Here is a 20,770-nt window from a genome sequence, read left to right as displayed (position 1 = left end):
CACGCCGCGTGTCTGACGAACGAGCTGGATCGAGGACGATGAACTACCCGAACTGGGTCCGTGGCGACCGGGTGCTCGTGCGGGCAGCGTGGGACGGACGCCCGGCGGAGGTGACCGGCCTTGCGGAATCCTTGTCCGCGCTGTTGCAGGACATCGACGCCGCGCTCGGAGACCGACGACCCTGGAACGTCGATGGTGTCGGGCTCGTCGACGAGTACGACGCGGCGTCGCTGACCGATGTGGTCCGGGGTGCGGTGGAGCGAGCCGACGACGGGACGGAGTGGCCGACCCACGGCTACAACGTGCTGGCGAGTCGCGCGGGGGAGTGGGGGTTCGTGTCCCTCAGCTTGCGGGTCGGTGCAACGATCCGAGGCCGCCGTCGGCCAGCCAACTCGGTGATGGCCACGGTCACGGGTCCGAAGATCGACGGGGAGACGCGGGTGCCGACGGTCGAGCTCGTCGAAGCCGTGCTCCGAGCGATCGTCCGGTCGTGGGACCCGGACACCGCAGCCGCCCACGACCGGGACGCTGCCCGCGCGACCGAGGATTCGGGCAGGTTCACGCCGATCATCGGCCAGCGAGCATGGGTGTCCCGTCGAGTAGGAGCCGTCGAGACCGTCACCTCGGGCGTCACTGCGACAGCCGAAGCACAGGGCGCCTACCTCGACGCCGACGACGCGCTCGACTCGTCGTCGGCTGCGCACGAGGTCCGTGCGTCGCTGCGGGCGAACGGTATCGAGACGATCCCACGGGCAGCGCTGTCGACCGAGTGACTGCCACACCGGCCCTGACCAGGCAGCCGACGCTCGCCGGCGGAATCTCGCACGACCGTCGTTCGCTCGAACCAGGTGGTGCAGCGGTTCGATCCGACTTCGGTTGTGCGAACACGTCCGGGGCGTAGGCGCTGCAAGCGAACGGCGTCACCGGATCGCGGCAGGCTCCGGGCGTACCGTCCACCACATGACGAAGCACTGGGTGGCCCCGCGGTTCGGCGGCAGCGAAGTCCTCGAGTACGTCGACGTCGAGGTCCCCGCGCCCGGCCGCGGTGAGGTCACGATCGACGTCCGCGCTGCCGGCGTGAACCCCGCGGACACGAAGCACACCCGGCAGGGCGACCCGTCCGACCTGCCGATACCGGTCGGGTACGAGGTCGCAGGCGTCCTCAGCGCGGTCGGCCCGGACACCGAGATCGCCTCTGGCGGGGGAGCGGTCGGCGACGAGGTCCTCGCTTTCCGCGTCGCCGGGGGCTGGGCGGAGCGCATCACCGTCCCGGCCGCGGACGTGTTCGCCAAGCCCGCCGCGCTCGACTTCCCGCAGGCCGCGAACCTCCTCCTCGCCGGCACGACGGCCGCCGACATGATCCGCGTCACCCGTGCCGAGGGCCGCGACACCGTGCTCGTGCACGGCGCGTCCGGCGCGGTCGGCGTGGCCGTCCTGCAGCAGCTGCGCCCGCTGGGCGCGCGCGTCATCGGCACCGCGTCAGACCGCAACGCCGACACGGTGCGACGCTTCGGTGGCGAGTGGGTCGCGTACGGCGACGGCCTGGAGGCGCGGATCCGGGAAGTCGCACCCTCCGGTGTCGACGTGGCACTGGACTGCGTGGGGACCGCCGCGGCCGTCGACGTGTCGCTCGCGCTGGTCGCGGACCGCGACCGCATCGTGACGATCGCCGCGCCGGACCGAGCCGCGCAGGAGGGGTTCCGGGCGGTGGGCGGTGCCCAGCCGGAGAGCAAGGCGTTCCGGGACTCGGTCCGTCAGCGCCTCATCGACCTCGCGGCGGCGGGGCAGCTGGAGGTGCCGGTGGCTCGGACGTTTCCGCTGGCCGAGGCGAAGGCCGCCGCCGAACTGCTGGAGTCGCAGCACCCCGGCGGGAAGCTCGCGTTGCTCCCGTGACCGAGCAAGGTCCTCCGCTGGGGTGACGCGTCCGCCGCCCGGGTCGTGCTTGACTCTGTGTGCATCGACAGCGTGGGCGCCGACAGGCAGCCGGAAGGATCGAACCAGTGAGCAACCAGTACCCGCCGCCCTCCGGCCAGGACCAGAACCCGTACGGCCAGAACCCGTACGGCCAGAACCCGTACGGGCAGGACCCCTACGGCCAGCAGCCGTACGGCGCTCAGAACCCGTACGGGGCTCCGACGCCGAACGGCCAGCAGCAGGGACAGCCGCCGCTGTGGGCTCCCTGGTACGGGATCCCGTTCCCGCAGGCGTTCCCCCGCTTCTGGAAGAAGTACGTCCGGTTCGACGGCCGCGCGAGCAAGAGCGAGTTCTGGTTCTGGGCGCTCTGGTACGTCATCGGGTCGGTGGCGGTCGGGATCGTCGGGTCGGCCTTCGGCTTCCTGCCCTTCGCGCACGACTGGTCGAGCCAGCTCGTCCGGCTCTGGGGCTTGGCCACCTTCATCGGGTTCATCGCCCTGACCGTGCGCCGGCTGCACGACGTGAACCTCAGCGGCCTGTTCGCGCTGTTCTTCATCATCCCGCCGATCGGCATCCTGTTCTCGCTGATCGTCGGACTGCTCGGGACCGTCCCGCAGGGCCAGCAGTACGACCGGCCGGATCGCGGCTGACCACGCGGCACGCCCTCGACACCCCCGTCACACGCTGACGGGGGTGTCGTCGTTCTGGTTGAATCTGAGCCGACCACATCAGCCGACACGCAGGGGGACCCCGTGAGCGACCAGTACCCGACGCAGCAGCCGTACGGCCAGCAGCCAGCAGCGACCGCCGGCGGTGAGCCGCCGCTCTGGGCGCCGTACCACGGGATCTCCTTCGGCAAGGCGTTCACGCGGTTCTTCAAGAAGTACGCGACGTTCAGCGGGCGCGCGAGCCGCAGCGAGTACTGGTGGTGGTACCTCTGGAGCGTCATCATCGGGACGGTCGGATCGATCATCACGGGCATCCTCACCGCCGCGACCGGGACGACCACCACCACGACCTCGTCGACCTCCGTCGGCTTCTCGACGATGTCGACGAACCCGCTCGCGGGAACCGCGTTGTGGATCATCGGCCTCGCCCTCATCATCCCGACGCTGGCGCTGATCGTGCGCCGCCTGCACGACGCGAACCTCAGCGGCCTGCTCGCGCTCCTGCTCCTCATCCCGTTCTTCGGTGCGATCGCGGTCTTCATCATGATGTTCCTGCCGTCGAACCCCGCGGGCGAACGGTTCGACCGTCCCGACGGACGGGGCTGACCGCCGCTCGATCTGGTTGGATCGAGTCCGGAATCTCGACCGAAACACGAGGGGGAACCATGACCGAGCTGCACGGGACGCAGGGCCCGACCACACAACCGCCGGCCCCGGCCGTACACGACGGTGCGCCGCCACGATGGGCGCCGTACTACGGCATCTCCTTCGGGCGCGCCGTCGCGCGGTTCTTCACGAAGTACGCCACGTTCAGCGGGCGCGCGAGCCGCAGCGAGTTCTGGTGGGCGTACCTGCTGAACGTCGTCGTCTCGTTCGTGCTCCTCGGCGTGATCATCGCGCTGCGGTGGTCGACCATCGAGTACGACACGGTCGACTTCGGCGACGGCAACGTGTACCGCGTCGCGCAGGCACCGGCGCCTTGGTTCTGGGCGCTCTTCGTGCTCCCGACGGTGTGGTGGCTCGCGACGATCGTGCCGACCCTCGCACTCGGCTGGCGACGACTGCACGACGCGAACCTGGCCGGCGCGCTGTGGATCATCGCGGTGTTCGTCGGGATCGTCGGGATCGTGTTCGGCCTCCTGCCGTCCAATCCCGAGGGCGCCCGCTACGACCGACCGGAGGGAGTCCGATGAGCAACGACCAGACGCCGCAGTGGGGGCAGCCGGACGGCGACCAGCCTGGCTTTGGCCAGCAGCCTTCCGGTCACCAGCCTTCCGGCGAGCAGCCGTACGGCCAGCAGCCCGGCTACGGCCAGCAGCCCGGCTCCGGCCAGCAGCCGTACGACCAGCAGCCCGGCTACGGCCAGCAGCCGTACGGCCAGCAGCCCTACGGCCAGCAGCCCTACGGCCAGCAGCCCGGCTCCGGCCAGCAGCCCTACGCCGAGCCGTACCCGCAGTACGCGCAGCCGATCCCGGTCGGACCGGACGGCACCCCGCCGCTCTGGGCCCCCTGGTACGGCATCGGGTTCCTCGACGCGTTCACCCGGTTCTTCAAGAAGTACGCCCGCTTCGACGGCCGGGCCAGCCGGAGCGAGTACTGGTACTGGATCCTCGCGAACGCCATCGTGACGATCGTGCTCTACGGCGGGTTCATCGCCGGCATCATCTCGTGGAGCGTCTCGAGCCAGGTGACCGACGAGTACGGGTACTCCCACAGCGTGGGGTCGCCGCCGGCCTGGATCTTCATCCTGCTGGCGCTGTACGGCATCTGGGCGCTCGGCACCCTCGTCCCGAACATCGCGCTCGGGTGGCGCCGCGTGCACGACGCGAACCTCGCCGGTCCGTTCTGGATCATCGCCCTGTTCGTCGGCATCGTCGCGATCGTCTTCGGGTGCCTCGCCCCGAACCCGGCGGGCGCGCAGTACGACCGGCCGGACATGGGCTGACGCCCGCCCACTGTCGACACGACGAAGCGGCCCTCCCCGTCAGGGGAGGGCCGCTTCGTCGTGTCGGTGGTGTCGGTGCTGTCAGACCACCCGGAGGCGGGAGAGCGAGCCGTCCACGACCAGGTCGCGCACCGTGACGGACGGATCCGCCGTCTGGAAGCGGAGCGCGCCTCCAGGCTGGTCGAACCAGGGCTGCACGAACCGGACGGTGACCAGGAACGGCCGCTCGACCAGGTACCGGTGCGTCTCCGGTGCCTGTGCCACGTGCGGCGGCAGCGACCGCTGCGGGGCGGGGGTGTCCAGCGGGTGCAGCAGGTACCCGTCGGGGCCGCCGATGCGGTCCACCGGAACCCCCGCGGGGATCTGGATGGTGAGGCCCTGCTCGCCGGCCTGTGCGACCTGCTGCGCCAGCTGCGGGTACGTCGACGCCGCACGGTCGCGGAGCCCGTCGAGCTCGTGGCGGGGGATGTCGCGCGGAGCCGGGAACGGCCGGTTGAGGAACCGGCGCAGCATCTCCACCGCGTCCGCCTCGCCGCGCGCCGTCGCGAGACGACGGGCGGTGCCGTAGTCGACGACCTCGAGCGCGAAGTCGCCGGCCTCCGCGGGGACGATGCGGAGCGCGCCCTCCACGGGCGGTTCGTGCAGGGTCTCTCCGGGGAGCTGCACGTAGCGGATCGTGTAGCCGAGCTGGTCGAGGATGGGGCGGGTCTCCGCAAACGTCATGAGCGGGAGCCTAGTGGCCGGACCTCTGCCGTTCCTGGCCTACGCCCGACCGCGCATGACGGCCTGCTTGACCTCGGCGATCGCCTTCGTCACCTGGATGCCACGGGGGCAGGCGTCGGTGCAGTTGAAGGTGGTACGGCAGCGCCAGACGCCCTCCTTGTCGTTGAGGATGTCGAGGCGGACGTTCGCCGCGTCGTCGCGCGAGTCGAAGATGAAGCGGTGCGCGTTCACGATGGCGGCCGGGCCGAAGTACTGCCCGTCGGTCCAGAACACCGGGCACGACGAGGTGCACGCGGCGCAGAGGATGCACTTCGTGGTGTCGTCGAACCGGGCGCGGTCGGCGACGGACTGCACGCGCTCCTTGCCCTTCTCCGGCGTGGAGTTCGCCTGCAGGAACGGCTGGACCTCTCGGAAGGACTTGAAGAACGGCTCCATGTCCACGACGAGGTCCTTCTCGAGCGGCAGGCCCTTGATCGCCTCGACGTAGATCGGCTTCGAGACGTCGAGGTCCTTGATGAGGGTCTTGCACGCCAGACGGTTGCGACCGTTGATGCGCATCGCGTCGGATCCGCACACGCCGTGCGCGCAGGAACGACGGAACGTGAGGGACCCGTCCTGGTCCCACTTGATCTTGTGCAGCGCGTCGAGGATGCGGTCGGTCGGCAGCATCATGACGTCGAAGTCCTGCCAGCGCGGCTCGTCGTCGACGTCCGGGTCGAAGCGCCGGATGATCAGGGTGACCGGGAACGATCCGGGAGGGGCGTCCTGCACCGTGTCGGTACGGGGTGCGTCGGAGACCAGGGTGTCGGTCATCTCAGTACTTCCTCTCCATCGGCTGGTACCGCGTCACGACGACTGGTTTCCAGTCGAGGGTGATGTGGTCGTCGGCGAGTGACGAGTGCGGGTCGCCCGTCAGGTACGCCATGGTGTGCTGCATGTAGTTCTCGTCGTCGCGCTTCGGGAAGTCGTCGCGCATGTGGCCACCGCGGGACTCCTTGCGGTTCCGGGCCGAGTAGACGACGACCTCGGCGAGGTCGAGCAGGAAGCCGAGTTCGACGGCCTCGAGCAGGTCGGTGTTGAAGCGCTTGCCCTTGTCCTGCACGGAGACCTGCAGGAAGCGGTTCCGGAGCGTGTGGATCGTCTCGGTGACGCGGGCGAGCGACTCGTCGGTGCGGAACACCTGGGCGTTCTTGTCCATCTCGTCCTGCAGCTCCTTGCGGAGGACGGCGATGCGCTCGGTGCCGGTCGAGGCGCGGAGCTGGTCGAGCATCTCCTTGACGGCCCGCTCCGGGTGCTCGGGCAGCGGCAGGAACTCGGCGGTCTTGACCCATTCGGCGGCGTTGTTGCCCGAGCGCTTGCCGAACACGTTGATGTCGAGCAGCGAGTTCGTGCCGAGGCGGTTCGAGCCGTGCACGGACACGCAGGCGCACTCGCCGGCGGCGTAGAGGCCGGGCACGACGGTGGTGTTGTCGTACAGGACCTCGGCGTCGGTGTTCGTCGGGATCCCGCCCATCGCGTAGTGCGCGGTCGGCATCACGGGCACCGGCTCGACGACCGGGTCCACACCGAGGTAGGTGCGGGCGAACTCGGTGATGTCCGGGAGCTTCGTCTCGAGCACCTCGGCCCCGAGGTGGGTGCAGTCGAGCAGCACGTAGTCCTTGTTCGGCCCGGCGCCCCGGCCCTCCGCGACCTCCTGCACCATGCACCGCGCGACGATGTCACGTGGCGCGAGGTCCTTGATCGTCGGGGCGTAGCGCTCCATGAAGCGCTCACCCGAGGCGTTGCGGAGGATCGCGCCCTCACCGCGGGCACCCTCGGTGAGGAGGATCCCGAGGCCGGCGAGCCCGGTCGGGTGGAACTGGAAGAACTCCATGTCCTCGAGCGGCAGGCCGGTGCGCCAGACGATGCCGACGCCGTCGCCGGTGAGGGTGTGTGCGTTCGAGGTGGTCTTGTACATCTTGCCGAAGCCACCGGTCGCGAAGATCATCGCCTTGGCGTGGAAGACGTGCAGGTCGCCGGTCGCGAGCTCGTAGGCGACGACGCCGGCGGGCTGCTTCCGGGTGACGCCGTCGTCACCGGTGACGTCGACCATGATGAGGTCGAGCGCGTAGAACTCGTTGAAGAAGTTCACGCCGAGCTTCACGCAGTTCTGGAACAGCGTCTGCAGGATCATGTGGCCGGTGCGGTCCGCGGCGTAGCAGGCCCGACGCACCGGGGACTTGCCGTGGTCACGCGTGTGGCCGCCGAACCGGCGTTGGTCGATCTTGCCCTCGGGGGTGCGGTTGAACGGCAGGCCCATGTTCTCGAGGTCGATGACGGCGTCGATCGCCTCCTTCGCGAGGATCTCGGCGGCGTCCTGGTCGACGAGGTAGTCGCCGCCCTTGATCGTGTCGAAGGTGTGCCACTCCCAGGAGTCCTCCTCCACGTTCGCGAGCGCCGCGGCCATCCCGCCCTGCGCCGCACCGGTGTGCGAGCGCGTCGGGTACAGCTTCGAGATGACGGCCGTCTTCGCCTTCGGGCCGGCCTCGATGGCGGCGCGCATGCCGGCGCCGCCCGCGCCGATGATGACGATGTCGAACTGGTGGTGGTGGACCGTGACGTCGGTCGGGGTGTTCACAGGCACAGGGGTCTTTCGCTAGGAGATGGGGCGGACGAGCGCGTCTGCTGCTACTGCGCCGGGCAGAACGACGGCAGGTCCGCGGCGGCGGCGCCGGCGGGGCAGGGGTCGAACGTCCAGCACACGAGCAGGCCGAGCACGATGAGCACGACGCACGCGATGAGGATCGCGACGAGCAGCGTCTTCCGGATGCCCGGCTTCGACACGTAGTCGTTGACGATCGTCCGCATGCCGTTCGAGCCGTGGATCATCGCGAGGACGAGCATGAGCGAGTCCCAGACCTGCCAGAACGGCGACGCCCACTTGCCGGCGACGAACGCGAAGTCGATCTGCTTGACGCCCTCGCCCGCCACCATGTTGACGAAGAGGTGCCCGAAGATCAGCACGACGAGCAGGACGCCCGAGCCGCGCATGTAGATCCAGCCCCACTTCTCCCAGTTGGTGGTGCGGCGGGCTGCTGCTGCCGAGCGCGGGGGCTCGATGGTCTGTGTGGTCATCGGTGTCCCCCTCAGTTGAAGTCGGCGACGAGGTTCATGAGCTGGCGCGGCAGGAAGCCCGCGATGGCGATCGCCCAGAGGACGATCACGATCCAGAACATGGCGCGTTGGTACTTCGGGCCCTTCGACCAGAAGTCGATCAGGATGATCCGGAGCCCGTTGAACGCGTGGAAGACGATCGCCATCACGAGCGCGATCTCGCCGAGGTTCATGATCGGCGTCTTGTACGTGCCGATGACCGCGTTGTACGCCTCCGGGGAGAGGCGCACGAGGGCGGTGTCGAGGATGTGCACGAGCAGGAAGAAGTAGATCGCGACACCGGTGATGCGGTGCAGCACCCAGGACCACATGCCCGTGGACCCCCGGTAGAGCGTCCCCTGCGGTGTCCGAGAAGCGCGCGGCGCCTCGATCGTCACCTGGGGTGCGGCGGTCGCCGTACCCCCTCCGGTCTGCTCAGCCATGAGCTCGTCCTCCCATAGGACGGGCTCGCCCGATCGGCGAGCCCTTGCCGTTCGCGTTCGTGTGGAACACGACCCATCCTATGCGCGAGCGCTGACCTTCTCGTGCCAGCCGGTCCGGGCACCCCGCGTGGCGGCGGGCGGCGCGCCGATCGTGCGGGCCGTGTCGTGGTGTGCGAGCAGCTGGTCGCCGACCGCCTCCCACGTCGTGCCCTCGACGCGCAGTCGACCCGCGGAGCCCATCCGGGCCGCGAGCGCCCGGTCGTGGTGCAAGCGCAGGACGGTGCGGCGGAGGGCCTGCGGGGCGTCCGGGTCGTACAGCTCCCCGTCCAGCCCGGGGGCCACGAGGTCCAGCGGTCCGCCGGACGCCGGTGCGACCACCGGCAGGCCGCTGGCGTGCGCCTCCTGCAGGGTCTGCCCGAAGGTCTCGGCCGGACCGGTGTGCACGAAGAGGTCGAGGGTCGCGTAGGCGTCCGCCAGCGCGTCGCCGCGCAGCGGGCCGGTGAACGTCACGTCCAGGTGGCGGAGCCGTCGCTCCAACAGCGGCCTGGAGGGACCGCCTCCTGCGACCACGATCCGGATGCCCGGGATGCCGCCGAGCTCCGCGAGCCGCTCGACCTCCTTCTCCGGTGCCAGCCGGCCCACGTACCCGACGATCGTCTCGCCGCCCGGCGCGATGCGCCGTCGCAGCGCACGGACGTGCGCCGAGCGGCGACGTCCGGGGTGGAACAACTCGGTGTCGACGCCACGCCCCCAGCGGGCGACGCGGGGCACGCCGTCCTCGGCGAGCATCGCCGCCGTGGCGCTCGACGGGGCGAGCGTCAGCGAGGCACCGGCGTGGATGCGCCCGAGGATCTTCCGCACCAACGGGACGGTCGCGGTCAGGCCGTTGCGGCGGGCGAACCCGGCCACGTCGGTCTGGAAGACGGCGACGGAGGGGATGCCGAGCCTCCCGGCCGCCGTGATCGCCCGACCACCCAGCAGGAACGGACTGGCGGCGTGGAGGACGTCGGCGCCGGAGGCGGCGAGGATCGTGTCGAGGACCGGGTGGGGGAGCGCGACCGGGAACTGCCGGTACGCGACCGCGGGGACGCGGTGGACGTCGAAGGAGCGGTACCGCTCCACCGCCGTGCGGGAGCGGAACTGCGCGAGGCCGGGGGTGTCCGGTGCGATCACGACCGCGCGGTGACCGCGACGCTCCAGGTGGTCCAGGACCGCGAGGACGCTGGTGGTCACGCCGTTGAGGGTGGGCAGGAAGCTCTCGGTCACGACGGCGACGGTCCGTTGGGACGTGCCGCGCTCCACGCTGCGTGCGTTCATGGCACGGCCCATGCTCCGCGGGCCGCGTGACCCGGCGGGGCCGTCGACGTGAACGGGACGCGCGCACGGGGTGAACAGGCCGTGCGGGTGTCCGCATGCGGGAATCGTGCGGGGAGCGCCCAGGATCCGGCACGGTGGGCCGGTACGGTGAGCGGGTGGCAGACGCACTCGAGGACTTCTACGCGATCATCCCGGCCGGCGGGATCGGCTCGCGGCTCTGGCCGTTGTCGCGAGCGGACGCACCCAAGTTCCTGCACGACCTGACCGGGTCCGGCACCTCGCTGCTCCGGCAGACGTGGGACCGGCTCGCGCCGCTGGCCGGCGACCAGCGGATCATGGTCGTCACCGGTCGGGCGCACCGTGTCGCCGTCGAGTCGCAGCTGCCGGGTGTCGCCGACCACAACGTCGTGCTCGAGAGCGAGCCGAAGGACTCCACGGCCGCCATCGGCCTCGCCGCCGCCATCCTCCGCAAGCGCGAACCGGACGTCGTCATCGGGTCGTTCGCCGCCGACCACGTCATCGGCGACGAGCGCGGCTTCCGGCGTTCGGTGCGCGAGGCCGTCGTGGCCGCGCGTGCCGGCTACGTGACGACGATCGGCATCACGCCGACCGAGCCCGCGATCGGGTTCGGGTACATCCACGCGCACGGCGACCCCATCGGCATCGAGGGCGCCCCGACCGCGCACGCCGTGCGGTCGTTCGTCGAGAAGCCGGACCTCGAGACCGCCCGCTCCTACGTCGAGCAGGGCACCTACCTCTGGAACGCCGGGATGTTCATCGCCCGGGCCGACGTGCTGCTGGCGGAGATCGGTCGGACGAAGCCCGAACTCCTCGCCGGGCTCGAGGAGCTGGCCGCCGCCTGGGACACCTCCTCGCGCGGCGCGGTCGTCGACGCCGTCTGGCCGGAGCTCGAGAAGATCGCCATCGACTACACGGTGGCGGAGCCCGCGGCAGCGGCGGGGCGCATGGCCGTCGTCCCCGGCGACTTCGACTGGGACGACGTCGGCGACTTCGCCTCCCTGGCGAAGCTGCAGTCCGGTGGTCGGGCGAACAACCTGGCGGTGCTCGGCGACGGCGCCCGCATCCTCGCGGACTCGTCGAGCGGCATCGTCATCTCGCACAGCCAGCGGCTCATCTCGCTCATCGGGGTCGAGGACATCGTCGTCGTCGACACCCCCGATGCCCTGCTCGTCACCACCAGTGCGAACGCGCAGCGGGTCAAGGGTGTGGTGGATGCACTGAAGATCAGCGGCCGCGGCGACGTCCTGTAGCGCTCCATCACGAAAAGCGCTTGACGTCCCCCGAACTGGGGGCGCCGCCGGCGTCGTCGCGTTACGGGCGCGTTTCCGTGCGGTCGCGATCCCGTAACTGATCCCAGGAGTCCCTCAGGGGCGTTCTGTACCGGCCGGGCGGTCGTGTACTGTCGCCACGATCGCCCGGAACGCACGTGGTCCGGGCACGCCCCCCGGAGGAACCAACCCGTGACATCTCGTACCCGTCAGGTCCTGCTGAGCACGCTCGCACTCGCCGGCACCGTCGCCGTCCTCGCCGGTTGCTCGGCGGCCCCGTCCGACACCGCGACGGCCAAGAAGACCGACTTCCGCCCCTGCATGGTCTCCGACGCCGGTGGGTTCGACGACAAGTCGTTCAACCAGCTCGGCTTCGAGGGCATGGTCGACGCCGCGAACGACCTCGGCGCCACCTACAAGAAGGCCGAGTCGAAGGACGCCACCGTCTACGACTCGAACATCGAGCAGCTCGTGGGCCAGAACTGCAACCTGATCGTCACCGTCGGTTTCAACCTCGCCGACGCCACGAAGAAGCAGGCCGCGGCGAACCCGGACACCGACTTCGCCATCATCGACGACAACTCGATCACGGCGAAGAACGTCAAGCCGATCACCTTCGACACCTCGCAGGCGGCGTTCCTCGCCGGCTACGCGGCCGCGTCCTACTCGAAGTCCGGCGTCGTCGGCACCTTCGGTGGCATGCAGATCCCGACCGTCACCATCTTCATGGACGGCTTCGCGGACGGCGTGAAGTACTACAACGAGCAGAAGTCGAAGAACGTCAAGGTCGTCGGCTGGAACGTCGACACCGGCAAGGGCTCGTTCACGGGTGGCTTCGAGGCCGGCACGCAGGCCAAGGCCGTCGCGCAGACCCTCATCGACCAGGACGCCGACGTGATCCTGCCCGTCGGTGGCCCGATCTACCAGTCCGCCGCCGAGGCGATCAAGGACGCGGACAACGGTTCCGTCCTGATCGGTGCGGACAGCGACCTCTACGAGGCCGACCCCCGCTACAAGGACATCGCCTTCACCTCGGTCGAGAAGGGCATGCGCCCCGCCACGAAGGACGTCGTCGAGCAGGCCGCCGACGGCAAGTTCTCCAACACGCCGTACGTCGGCACGCTGAAGAACGACGGCGTCGGCATCGCGCCGTTCCACGACTTCGCCGACAAGGTCGACAAGGGCCTCGAGAAGGAGCTCGACACGATCAAGGCGGGCATCATCGACGGCTCGATCACGGTCAAGACGCAGTCCTAACCCGATGAACGCGGGCGGGGGAGCCTCCCTCGCCCGCGTTCTCGTGCGCCCGTGTGGCGCGCGTGAGACAGAAATAGACTCCCGAACATGAAGCTCGAACTCCGCGGCATCACGAAGCGGTTCGGCCCCCTCGTCGCCAACGACCACATCTCGCTCACCGTCGAGCCGGGTGAGGTCCACTGCCTCCTCGGCGAGAACGGTGCCGGCAAGTCGACCCTGATGAATGTCCTCTACGGCCTGTACCAGGCGGAGGAGGGCGAGATCCTGCTCGACGACGTCGTGCAGGACTTCGACGGCCCCGGCGACGCCATGCGCGCCGGCATCGGCATGGTGCACCAGCACTTCATGCTCGTGCCGGTGTTCACCGTCGCCGAGAACGTCATGCTCGGCCAGGAACAGACCTCCTTCGGTGGCCGACTCGACCTCGCCGGCGCCCGCAAGCGCGTGCGCGAGATCTCCGAGCGATTCGGGTTCGACGTCGACCCCGACGCCAAGGTCGAGGACCTCCCGGTCGGTGTGCAGCAGCGCGTCGAGATCATCAAGGCGCTGTCCCGCGACGCGAAGGTCCTGGTGTTCGACGAGCCGACGGCCGTCCTCACCCCGCAGGAGACCGACGAGCTGATGGGCATCATGCGTCAGCTCCGCGAAGCCGGCACCGCCATCGTCTTCATCACGCACAAGCTGCGCGAGGTCCGCGAGGTCGCGGACCGCATCACCGTGATCCGCCTCGGGAAGGTCGTCGGCGAGGCATCGCCCACCGCGACGAACAACGAGCTCGCCGCGCTGATGGTCGGTCGCGCCGTGTCGCTCGTCGTCGACAAGGCACCGGCCGTCGCGGGCGACGACGCCCTCGTCGTCGACGGCCTCACCGTCACCGACCCGAGCGGCATCGTGCTCGTCGACGACGTCTCGTTCACGGTCCGCCGCGGCGAGATCCTCGCGATCGCCGGGGTGCAGGGGAACGGCCAGACCGAGCTGACCGAGGCGATCATCGGCCTCGAGCCGGTGCACGCCGGACGGATCACCCTCGACGGCCGCGAGCTCACCGGGCGCAGCGTCAAGCAGATCCTCGACGCCGGGGTCGGCTTCGTGCCGGAGGACCGGAAGGAGGACGGGCTGGTCGGCGAGTTCACCATCGCCGAGAACCTCATGCTCGACCGGGCCGACCACGCCGAGTTCGTCCGCGCCGGCACGATCCGGGCCACGGAGCGGGACGCCTTCGCCGACGAGAAGATCGCCGAGTTCGACATCCGCACCCCCGGCCGCACCACGGCCGCCGGCCGGCTCTCCGGCGGCAACCAGCAGAAGATCGTCCTCGCGCGCGAACTCAGCCGCGAACTCCGGCTCTTCGTCGCCGCGCAGCCCACGCGCGGCATCGACGTCGGGTCGATCGAGTTCGTGCACAAGCGCATCGTCGCCACCCGCGACACCGGCGTCCCGGTCATCGTCGTCTCCACGGAGCTCGACGAGGTCGCGGCGCTCGCCGACCGGATCGCCGTGATGTACCGCGGCGCGATCGTCGGCATCGTCCCCGCGGACACCCCGCGCGACGTCCTCGGCCTGATGATGGCCGGGGAGCTTCCCGAAGGAACGGAGCTGGCAGCGTGAGCACCCCCACGCCAGAGAACACGCAGCCGGAGACGCAGCCGGAGTCCGGCGCCCCGCTGACCGACGACCGTCTGCAGGACGTCGAGTCCACCCCGCACCTCATGACGGACTCCGCGGACGACACCGAGCGCCGCAACGGCGACGACCGCTGGCACGCCGCCCTCCAGGGCATCCTGAACGGCTCCGCCCTCGTCACGGTCCTCGCCGTCGTGCTCGCCCTCGTCGCCTGCGGCATCCTCATCGCGATCACCGACGAGAACGTCCGTGCCGCGGCCGGGTACTTCTTCGCCCGCCCCGTCGACACGTTCCGTGCGGTCGGCACCGCGGTCGGCGGCTCCTACGCCTCGCTGTTCGAGGGGTCGGTCATCAACTTCGGCGCCACGAGCTTCCAGCAGGCCATCGTCCCGCTGACCCGCTCCGTGGACTACGCCGTGCCGCTCATCGCGGCCGGCCTCGGCATCGCGCTGTCGTTCCGCGCCGGCCTGTTCAACATCGGCGGTCAGGGCCAGATCCTCATCGGCGCCGCGGCGGCCGGCTGGGTCGGCTTCTCGTTCGACGGTCCCGCGTTCCTGCACATCCCGCTCACGATCATCGCCGGCATCGTCGGCGGTGCGGTGTGGGCCGGCATCGTCGGTGTCCTCAAGGCCCGGACGGGTGCGAACGAGGTCGTCCTGACGATCATGCTGAACTACGTCGCGCTCTACCTGGTGAGCTACCTGCTCCGCACCCCGGGGCTGCTGCAGGCGCCGGGCAGCACGAACCCGATCTCGCCGGCGACGAAGGACAGCGCGCTGCTCCCGTCGCTGTTCGGCCCGCGGTACGGCATCGACCTCGGGTTCATCGTGGCGATCCTCGCGGTGGTCGTCGTCTGGTGGCTGGTCAACAAGTCCTCGCTCGGCTTCCGCTTCCGCACGATCGGTGAGAACCCCCGTGCGGCACGCGTCGCCGGCATGAGCGTCCCGACGCTGACCATCTGGGTCCTCGTGATCTCCGGTGCCCTCGTCGGCATCGCGGGCGCCTACCAGGTGCAGGGCGCGGTCACCACGGGCTTCACCTCGGGCATCGACGCCGGCATCGGCTTCGACGCGATCACCGTGGCACTCCTCGGCCGGTCGAAGCCGTGGGGCGTGTTCTGGGCCGCGATCCTCTTCGGCGTGCTGAAGAACGGCGGCTACGCCATGCAGGCCGCCAACGGCATCCCGATCGACATCGTGGGCGTCATCCAGGCCCTCATCGTCCTCTTCATCGCGGCCCCGCCGCTGGTGCGCGCGATCTTCCGGATCCCGCAGCCGGGCGCTCGGAAGCGCACGGGGACGAACAAGAAGAGCAGCAAGAAGGCGGTCGCCGCGTGAGCACCCTCAGCCCCACCGCGACGCCCGCGTCGCCCCTCGCCGACCGTCCGGTCGAGACCACCCGCAGCTGGAAGCTCCCGATCGGGTACGCCGTCTTCACGGTCCTCGCGCTCGTGTTCTTCGTGCTGCTCCACCGCACCGGCACGACGACGTTCCGCCTGGCGAACGGCGGCGACTTCTTCGCGCTGCCGAACGTCCCCTTGGCCGCCGGCCCGACCGGGTACGTCGTGGTCGTCCTGCTCGCCATCGCGACGGTGTACGCGTTCGTCGAGGTCCGGGCGTTCCGCCGCGTCCCGCTCTGGGTGACCTCGGTCTTCGCGATCGTGTTCGTCGTCGGCTTCCTCACGTGGGCCGCCGCGGGCGCCACCGTCCCGCTGCCCGGGCTGCTCGTCGGCGCCCTGGGCCTGAGCGTCCCGCTCGTGTTCGGTGCCCTCGGCGGCGTCATCTCCGAGCGCGTCGGCGTCGTGAACATCGCGATCGAGGGCCAGTTCCTCGCCGGTGCGTTCACCTCGGCGCTCATCGCGTCCCTGACCGGGTCGCCGTGGGTGGGCCTCGTCGGGGCGCTCGTCGCCGGTGTCCTGGTGTCGTTCATCCTCGCGGCGTTCAGCATCAAGTACCTCGTCGACCAGGTGATCGTCGGTGTCGTCATCAACGCCTTCATCTCCGGCCTGACCGGCTTCCTGTACTCGCAGGTCCTCTCGCCGAACGAGACCACGCTGAACGTCGGTGTGCGCTTCCCGAAGATCGAGATCCCGCTGCTGCACCAGATCCCGGTCATCGGTCCGGTGTTCTTCGAGCAGACGGTCGTCGTCTACCTGGCCTACATCGCCGTCGCGGTCGTCACCTTCGCGCTGTTCAAGACCCGCTGGGGTCTCCGCCTCCGCGCGGTCGGCGAGCACCCGCAGGCAGCCGACACGGTGGGCATCAACGTCACCAGCACCCGGTTCTGGAACGTGTCCCTCGCCGGTGCGATCGCCGGGCTCGGTGGGGCGTACTTCACCCTCGACGCGGTCGGGCCGTTCACGAAGGACATGACCGCCGGCGCCGGCTACATCGCGCTCGCGGCCGTGATCTTCGGCCGGTGGGACCCGATCCGTGCGACGCTCGCGGCGCTGCTGTTCGGCTTCGCGTCGAACCTGCAGAACACCCTCGGGGCGATCAACTCGCCCGTGCCGAGCGAGTTCCTGCTGATGCTGCCGTACGTCGTGACCATCTTCGCGGTGGCCGGCCTGGTCGGGCAGTCGCGTGGTCCCGCCGCGTCCGGCAAGCCGTACCTCAAGAGCTAGCCGGGAGGCACGGCGCATGACCGACACGAACGCCCACGGTGACCAGGCAGTCACCGCCACCGCCGCCGCGGACCCCGCCCCGCGCCTCCCGTCCGACGCGGACTGGGCCGCCCTGCGGACCGCAGCCACGGCCGCGATGCGGCACGCCTACGCGCCCTACTCGTCGTTCCCGGTGGGCGCGGCCGCGCTCACCGACGACGGCCGGATCGTCTCCGGCTGCAACGTCGAGAACGCGTCCTACGGCGTGACGCTCTGTGCGGAGTGCTCGCTCGTCTCGCAGCTGCACATGACCGGCGGCGGCAAGCTCGTCGCGTTCACGTGCGTCGACGGCGACGGGGCGACCCTGATGCCGTGCGGGCGCTGCCGCCAGCTGCTGTTCGAGCACTCCACCGAGGGCATGCTCCTCGAGACGGTCTCGGGCATCCGCACCATCGACGAGGTCCTGCCGGACGCCTTCGGCCCGCGCACCCTCGCCACCTACCAGCAGGAGCACTGATCCCCATGGCCGTCGAGCCCTTCGACACCGTCGACCTCATCCGCACGAAGCGTTCCGGCGGGGCCATGAGCACCGCCGAGATCGACTGGCTCGTCGACGCGTACACGCGCGGCTGGGTCGAGGACCCGCAGATGGCGGCGATGGCGATGGCGATCTTCCTGAACGGGATGGAGCGGCGGGAGATCAAGGACCTCACGCTCGCGATGATCGCGTCCGGGGAGCGGATGTCGTTCGGGTCGCTCGGCAAGACGACCGTCGACAAGCACTCCACCGGCGGGGTCGGGGACAAGATCACGCTGCCGCTCGCGCCACTCGTGGCGTCGTTCGGCGTCGCGGTGCCGCAGCTGTCCGGTCGAGGGCTCGGCCACACCGGCGGGACGCTCGACAAGCTCGAGTCGATCCCGGGGTGGCAGGCGGCGCTGTCGAACGACCGCATGATGGCGATCCTGTCCGACGTCGGCGCGGTCATCTGCGCCGCCGGGTCGGGACTGGCGCCGGCCGACAAGAAGCTCTACGCGCTCCGCGACACCACCGGCACCGTCGAGTGCATCCCCCTCATCGCGTCGAGCATCATGTCGAAGAAGATCGCCGAGGGCACCGGGGCGCTCGTGCTCGACGTGAAGTTCGGCTCGGGTGCGTTCATGCCGACCTACGAGGCATCGCGGGAGCTCGCGCAGACGATGGTCGACCTCGGGAACGACGCCGGGGTCGCGACCTCGGCACTGCTCACCGACATGGAGGTCCCGCTCGGCCTGACGATCGGCAACGCGCTCGAGGTGCGGGAGTCCGTCGAGGTGCTCGCGGGCGGGGGCCCGTCGGACGTCGTGGAACTGACCCTCGCGCTCGCCACCGAGATGCTCACGCTGGCCGGGCTGCCGGACGCCGACCCCGCTGCAGCCCTGGCCGACGGCCGGGCGATGGACACCTGGCGCCGGATGATCGCGGCGCAGGGCGGCGACCCGTCGGCGGACCTGCCGGTCGCCCGCGAGCAGCACGTCGTCACCGCGCCCGCATCGGGCGTGCTCGTGCAGCAGGACGCCCTGCCGTTCGGCGTGTCGGCCTGGCGGCTCGGCGCCGGTCGGGCCCGCGCGCAGGACCCGGTGCAGGCGGGTGCCGGCATCGAACTGCACGTGAAGCCGGGCGACGCCGTGACCGCGGGGCAGCCGCTCTGGACCCTGCACACCGACGACGCCGCCCGGATCGACCGTGCGCTCGAGTCCCTCGAGGGCGCCTGGTCCATCGGCGACACCGCGCCGGGACGCGGGCCGATCGTGCGGGAGCGCATCGCGGGCTGAACCCGGCCGACCAGCCGACCGGAGGCTCCCCACGGACCTGTGGGCCGGGCTCGCAGGCTCGCCCGCGCATCCCACGGTTTGCTTCGCGATCCCGTTGAGTGGGATGCGCCAGTCCGTTCGTCCGTCTGTTGTGCACAGGTCCCTGCGCGCGGTCGGTGACCACCGATAGCCTGGTCGCATGAGCGCCGACGCCCCGACCTACCGACTGCCCGACGCCGGTGCGGTCATCAACGACCTGCCGAAGGTCTCGCTGCACGACCACCTCGACGGCGGGCTCCGGCCGGCGACGATCATCGAGCTGGCGGAGTCGTCCGGTGTGGCGTTGCCGACCACCGACGCGGACGCCCTCGGGCAGTGGTTCGCCGACCAGTCGAACTCCGGCTCGCTCGTCGAGTACCTGAAGACCTTCGACGTCACCACCTCGGTGATGCAGACGGCTCCGCAGCTCACCCGCATCGCGCGCGAGTTCGTCGAGGACCTCGTCGCCGACGGCGTCGTCTACGGCGAGGTCCGCTGGGCGCCGGAGCAGCACCTGCAGAGCGGGCTGACGCTCGACGAGACGGTCGAGGCCGTGCAGGCCGGCATCGAGGAAGCGGTCGACGCCGCCGGCGGGTCCATCCGCGTCGGTCAGCTCGTGACCGCGATGCGCCACGCCGACCGCGCGCAGGAGATCGCCGAGCTCGCGGTCCGGCACCGCGATCGCGGGGTCGTCGGGTTCGACATCGCCGGGGCCGAGGCCGGGTTCCCGCCGGCGAACCACCGTGCGGCCTTCGACTGGCTCGCCGCACAGCTCTTCCCGGTGACCGTGCACGCGGGCGAGGCCGACGGGCTCGCCTCGATCCGCTCGGCGCTCGTCGACGGCCGTGCCCTCCGTCTCGGCCACGGCGTCCGGATCTTCGAGGACATCAGCCTCTCCGACGCCGGTGACGGCTCGACGCTGGCCTCTCTCGGCGAGGTCGCCTCGTGGGTGCGCGACCGTGAGATCCCGCTCGAGGTCGCGCCGTCGTCGAACCTGCAGACCGGGGCGATCGTCGCCTGGGGCGACGAACTCGCCGACCACCCGTTCGACGTGCTCTACCAGCTCGGCTTCCGGGTGACGGTGAACACCGACAACCGCCTGATGAGCAACACCTCGCTGTCGAAGGAGCTCGCGCTGCTGGCCGGCACGTTCGGCTACGACCTCGACGACCTGGCGGCGTTCCAGATCAACGCCGCGCTCGGCTCGTTCCTCCCGCTCGAGGACCGCGAGGAGATCATCGCGACGATCACCGCCGGCCACCAGGAGGCCTGACCGCATGCCACTGCCGCCGCTGCCGGACGGAGCCGTCGTGCTCGGGGCCAGCGCGTCCTCGTGGCGCGACGCGCTCCGACTGGCCGGCGGGGCGCTCGTGACCTCGGGCGCCGCCACCGAGCCGTACACCGACGCCATGATCGGCCTCGTCGAGGAACACGGGCCCTACATCGTGATCTCCCCGGGACTCGCGTTCGCGCACGCCCGGCCGGGGCCCGCCGTGCTCCGGGACGGGCTCGCCGTGGTGACGCTCGAGACCCCGGTCGCGTTCGGGCACCCGCACAACGACCCGGTCCGCGTGGTGCTCGGGCTCGCCGTCGCGGGCGTCGGCGCACACCTCGAGTCGATCGGCGAGATCGCCAACCTGTTCAACGACCCGACCGTCACCGGGCGGATCGCCGCGGCGACCACGGCGGACGAGGTCCGCGCGATCATGGGGGTGTCGGCGTGAAGATCGTCACGATCTGCGGCGCCGGGATCGGCTCCAGCGGCATCCTCAAGGTGAACGCCGAGAAGGCCCTCGCCGCCCTCGGGCTGGACGCGTCGGTCGTCGCGGCCGACGTCGCCTCCGTGCGGGACGTCTCCGACGACGCCAACGTCATCCTGACCAGCCAGGAGTTCGTCGAGGCGATCGGGGACACCTACGCCGAGGTCATCGTGATCCGGAACCACTTCGACCAGGGTGAGATCACGGCGGCGGTGGACCGGGCGCTCGGGGAACACTGAGGCGCGATCCGGCTCGTGACGCCCTTTA

General features: G+C 70.4%; 22 protein-coding genes. 16 read left to right on the top strand and 6 right to left on the bottom strand.

What is annotated here, in order from left to right:
- Nucleotides 1-38: 38 nt before the first annotated feature.
- The 6 genes from ACRQ4B_RS14105 (at nt 39) to ACRQ4B_RS14080 (ending at nt 4,527) form a co-directional block, all read left to right on the top strand.
- Complete coding sequence (locus ACRQ4B_RS14105) at nt 39-773, top strand: hypothetical protein (RefSeq protein WP_439692050.1); 735 nt, start codon at nt 39-41, stop codon at nt 771-773.
- A gap of 187 nt (nt 774-960) precedes the next feature.
- Nucleotides 961-1,893 carry an NADP-dependent oxidoreductase gene (locus ACRQ4B_RS14100; RefSeq protein ID WP_439692049.1) on the top strand — a complete coding sequence of 311 codons (933 nt, stop codon included), beginning with the start codon at nt 961-963 and terminating at the stop codon, nt 1,891-1,893.
- Nucleotides 1,894-2,000: 107 nt separating this feature from the next.
- On the top strand, nt 2,001-2,564 hold the full coding sequence (locus ACRQ4B_RS14095; protein ID WP_439692048.1) for a DUF805 domain-containing protein: 564 nt from the start codon (nt 2,001-2,003) through the stop codon (nt 2,562-2,564).
- Between the two features lie 102 nt (nt 2,565-2,666).
- Nucleotides 2,667-3,188 (top strand): DUF805 domain-containing protein, encoded by a 522-nt coding sequence (locus ACRQ4B_RS14090; protein ID WP_439692047.1) that lies wholly within the window; start codon nt 2,667-2,669, stop codon nt 3,186-3,188.
- Between the two features lie 59 nt (nt 3,189-3,247).
- Nucleotides 3,248-3,775 carry a DUF805 domain-containing protein gene (locus ACRQ4B_RS14085; RefSeq protein ID WP_439692046.1) on the top strand — a complete coding sequence of 176 codons (528 nt, stop codon included), beginning with the start codon at nt 3,248-3,250 and terminating at the stop codon, nt 3,773-3,775.
- Nucleotides 3,772-4,527: a DUF805 domain-containing protein gene (locus ACRQ4B_RS14080; RefSeq protein ID WP_439692045.1), complete on the top strand. Its 756-nt coding sequence runs from the start codon at nt 3,772-3,774 to the stop codon at nt 4,525-4,527. Before ACRQ4B_RS14085 ends, ACRQ4B_RS14080 begins: the two co-directional genes overlap by 4 nt.
- Nucleotides 4,528-4,608: 81 nt before the next feature.
- Here ACRQ4B_RS14080 and ACRQ4B_RS14075 read toward each other — a convergent pair whose 3' ends face one another.
- The 6 genes from ACRQ4B_RS14075 to ACRQ4B_RS14050 all read right to left on the bottom strand — a co-directional run bounded on the left by ACRQ4B_RS14075 (nt 4,609) and on the right by ACRQ4B_RS14050 (nt 10,142).
- Complete coding sequence (locus ACRQ4B_RS14075; protein ID WP_439692044.1) at nt 4,609-5,250, bottom strand: TNT domain-containing protein; 642 nt, start codon at nt 5,248-5,250, stop codon at nt 4,609-4,611.
- A 39-nt stretch (nt 5,251-5,289) separates the two neighbouring features.
- Nucleotides 5,290-6,063, bottom strand: coding sequence for a succinate dehydrogenase iron-sulfur subunit (locus ACRQ4B_RS14070; protein ID WP_439692043.1), 774 nt, complete (start codon nt 6,061-6,063; stop codon nt 5,290-5,292).
- Nucleotide 6,064: 1 nt separating this feature from the next.
- Entirely contained in the window at nt 6,065-7,867 is a 1,803-nt protein-coding gene (gene sdhA, locus ACRQ4B_RS14065; RefSeq protein WP_439692042.1) for a succinate dehydrogenase flavoprotein subunit, read from the bottom strand.
- 50 nt (nt 7,868-7,917) lie between these two features.
- Nucleotides 7,918-8,364: a succinate dehydrogenase, hydrophobic membrane anchor protein gene (gene sdhD / locus ACRQ4B_RS14060; protein WP_439692041.1), complete on the bottom strand. Its 447-nt coding sequence runs from the start codon at nt 8,362-8,364 to the stop codon at nt 7,918-7,920.
- A gap of 11 nt (nt 8,365-8,375) precedes the next feature.
- Nucleotides 8,376-8,825, bottom strand: a complete 450-nt coding sequence (gene sdhC, locus ACRQ4B_RS14055) for a succinate dehydrogenase, cytochrome b556 subunit (RefSeq protein WP_079236493.1) — start codon at nt 8,823-8,825, stop codon at nt 8,376-8,378.
- A gap of 78 nt (nt 8,826-8,903) precedes the next feature.
- Nucleotides 8,904-10,142 (bottom strand): glycosyltransferase family 4 protein, encoded by a 1,239-nt coding sequence (locus tag ACRQ4B_RS14050; RefSeq protein WP_439692040.1) that lies wholly within the window; start codon nt 10,140-10,142, stop codon nt 8,904-8,906.
- A 155-nt stretch (nt 10,143-10,297) separates the two neighbouring features.
- Between ACRQ4B_RS14050 and ACRQ4B_RS14045 the strand changes: the two genes are divergently transcribed.
- From ACRQ4B_RS14045 to ACRQ4B_RS14000, 10 genes are all read left to right on the top strand, one after another.
- Nucleotides 10,298-11,413, top strand: a complete 1,116-nt coding sequence (locus ACRQ4B_RS14045) for a mannose-1-phosphate guanylyltransferase (RefSeq protein WP_439692039.1) — start codon at nt 10,298-10,300, stop codon at nt 11,411-11,413.
- Between the two features lie 210 nt (nt 11,414-11,623).
- On the top strand, nt 11,624-12,688 hold the full coding sequence (locus ACRQ4B_RS14040; protein ID WP_439692038.1) for a BMP family lipoprotein: 1,065 nt from the start codon (nt 11,624-11,626) through the stop codon (nt 12,686-12,688).
- Nucleotides 12,689-12,775: 87 nt separating this feature from the next.
- A complete protein-coding gene (locus tag ACRQ4B_RS14035) occupies nt 12,776-14,296 on the top strand; it encodes an ABC transporter ATP-binding protein (protein ID WP_439692036.1) in 1,521 nt (506 codons plus the stop codon).
- A complete protein-coding gene (locus ACRQ4B_RS14030; protein ID WP_439692034.1) occupies nt 14,293-15,648 on the top strand; it encodes an ABC transporter permease in 1,356 nt (451 codons plus the stop codon). Before ACRQ4B_RS14035 ends, ACRQ4B_RS14030 begins: the two co-directional genes overlap by 4 nt.
- Nucleotides 15,645-16,934: an ABC transporter permease gene (locus ACRQ4B_RS14025; protein ID WP_439692033.1), complete on the top strand. Its 1,290-nt coding sequence runs from the start codon at nt 15,645-15,647 to the stop codon at nt 16,932-16,934. Before ACRQ4B_RS14030 ends, ACRQ4B_RS14025 begins: the two co-directional genes overlap by 4 nt.
- Before the next feature lie 16 nt (nt 16,935-16,950).
- On the top strand, nt 16,951-17,430 hold the full coding sequence (locus tag ACRQ4B_RS14020) for a cytidine deaminase (RefSeq protein ID WP_439692031.1): 480 nt from the start codon (nt 16,951-16,953) through the stop codon (nt 17,428-17,430).
- Between the two features lie 5 nt (nt 17,431-17,435).
- A complete protein-coding gene (locus ACRQ4B_RS14015) occupies nt 17,436-18,725 on the top strand; it encodes a thymidine phosphorylase (RefSeq protein WP_439692029.1) in 1,290 nt (429 codons plus the stop codon).
- Nucleotides 18,726-18,903: 178 nt separating this feature from the next.
- Nucleotides 18,904-20,016: an adenosine deaminase gene (locus ACRQ4B_RS14010; protein ID WP_439692028.1), complete on the top strand. Its 1,113-nt coding sequence runs from the start codon at nt 18,904-18,906 to the stop codon at nt 20,014-20,016.
- Between the two features lie 4 nt (nt 20,017-20,020).
- On the top strand, nt 20,021-20,467 hold the full coding sequence (locus ACRQ4B_RS14005) for a PTS sugar transporter subunit IIA (RefSeq protein ID WP_439692026.1): 447 nt from the start codon (nt 20,021-20,023) through the stop codon (nt 20,465-20,467).
- Nucleotides 20,464-20,742 (top strand): PTS sugar transporter subunit IIB, encoded by a 279-nt coding sequence (locus ACRQ4B_RS14000; protein WP_439692024.1) that lies wholly within the window; start codon nt 20,464-20,466, stop codon nt 20,740-20,742. The genes ACRQ4B_RS14005 and ACRQ4B_RS14000 overlap by 4 nt, the downstream gene beginning before the upstream one ends.
- Nucleotides 20,743-20,770 lie beyond the last annotated feature (28 nt).

Source organism: Curtobacterium sp. SP.BCo (assembly GCF_051903265.1).
GTDB lineage: Bacteria > Actinomycetota > Actinomycetes > Actinomycetales > Microbacteriaceae > Curtobacterium.
Note: the sequence above shows the minus strand (reverse complement) of the source record. Positions and strands in the feature narration are given on the sequence as shown.

Coding starts and splice junctions, on each gene's coding strand:
- ACRQ4B_RS14015 (WP_439692029.1), top strand. CDS start 17,436: ATGGCCGTCGAGCCCTTCGACACCGTCGACCTCATCCGCACGAAGCGT.
- ACRQ4B_RS14100 (WP_439692049.1), top strand. CDS start 961: ATGACGAAGCACTGGGTGGCCCCGCGGTTCGGCGGCAGCGAAGTCCTC.
- ACRQ4B_RS14035 (WP_439692036.1), top strand. CDS start 12,776: ATGAAGCTCGAACTCCGCGGCATCACGAAGCGGTTCGGCCCCCTCGTC.
- ACRQ4B_RS14005 (WP_439692026.1), top strand. CDS start 20,021: ATGCCACTGCCGCCGCTGCCGGACGGAGCCGTCGTGCTCGGGGCCAGC.
- sdhC (WP_079236493.1), bottom strand. CDS start 8,825: ATGGCTGAGCAGACCGGAGGGGGTACGGCGACCGCCGCACCCCAGGTG.
- ACRQ4B_RS14020 (WP_439692031.1), top strand. CDS start 16,951: ATGACCGACACGAACGCCCACGGTGACCAGGCAGTCACCGCCACCGCC.
- ACRQ4B_RS14080 (WP_439692045.1), top strand. CDS start 3,772: ATGAGCAACGACCAGACGCCGCAGTGGGGGCAGCCGGACGGCGACCAG.
- ACRQ4B_RS14010 (WP_439692028.1), top strand. CDS start 18,904: ATGAGCGCCGACGCCCCGACCTACCGACTGCCCGACGCCGGTGCGGTC.
- ACRQ4B_RS14050 (WP_439692040.1), bottom strand. CDS start 10,142: ATGAACGCACGCAGCGTGGAGCGCGGCACGTCCCAACGGACCGTCGCC.
- ACRQ4B_RS14075 (WP_439692044.1), bottom strand. CDS start 5,250: ATGACGTTTGCGGAGACCCGCCCCATCCTCGACCAGCTCGGCTACACG.
- ACRQ4B_RS14085 (WP_439692046.1), top strand. CDS start 3,248: ATGACCGAGCTGCACGGGACGCAGGGCCCGACCACACAACCGCCGGCC.
- ACRQ4B_RS14105 (WP_439692050.1), top strand. CDS start 39: ATGAACTACCCGAACTGGGTCCGTGGCGACCGGGTGCTCGTGCGGGCA.
- sdhD (WP_439692041.1), bottom strand. CDS start 8,364: ATGACCACACAGACCATCGAGCCCCCGCGCTCGGCAGCAGCAGCCCGC.
- ACRQ4B_RS14070 (WP_439692043.1), bottom strand. CDS start 6,063: ATGACCGACACCCTGGTCTCCGACGCACCCCGTACCGACACGGTGCAG.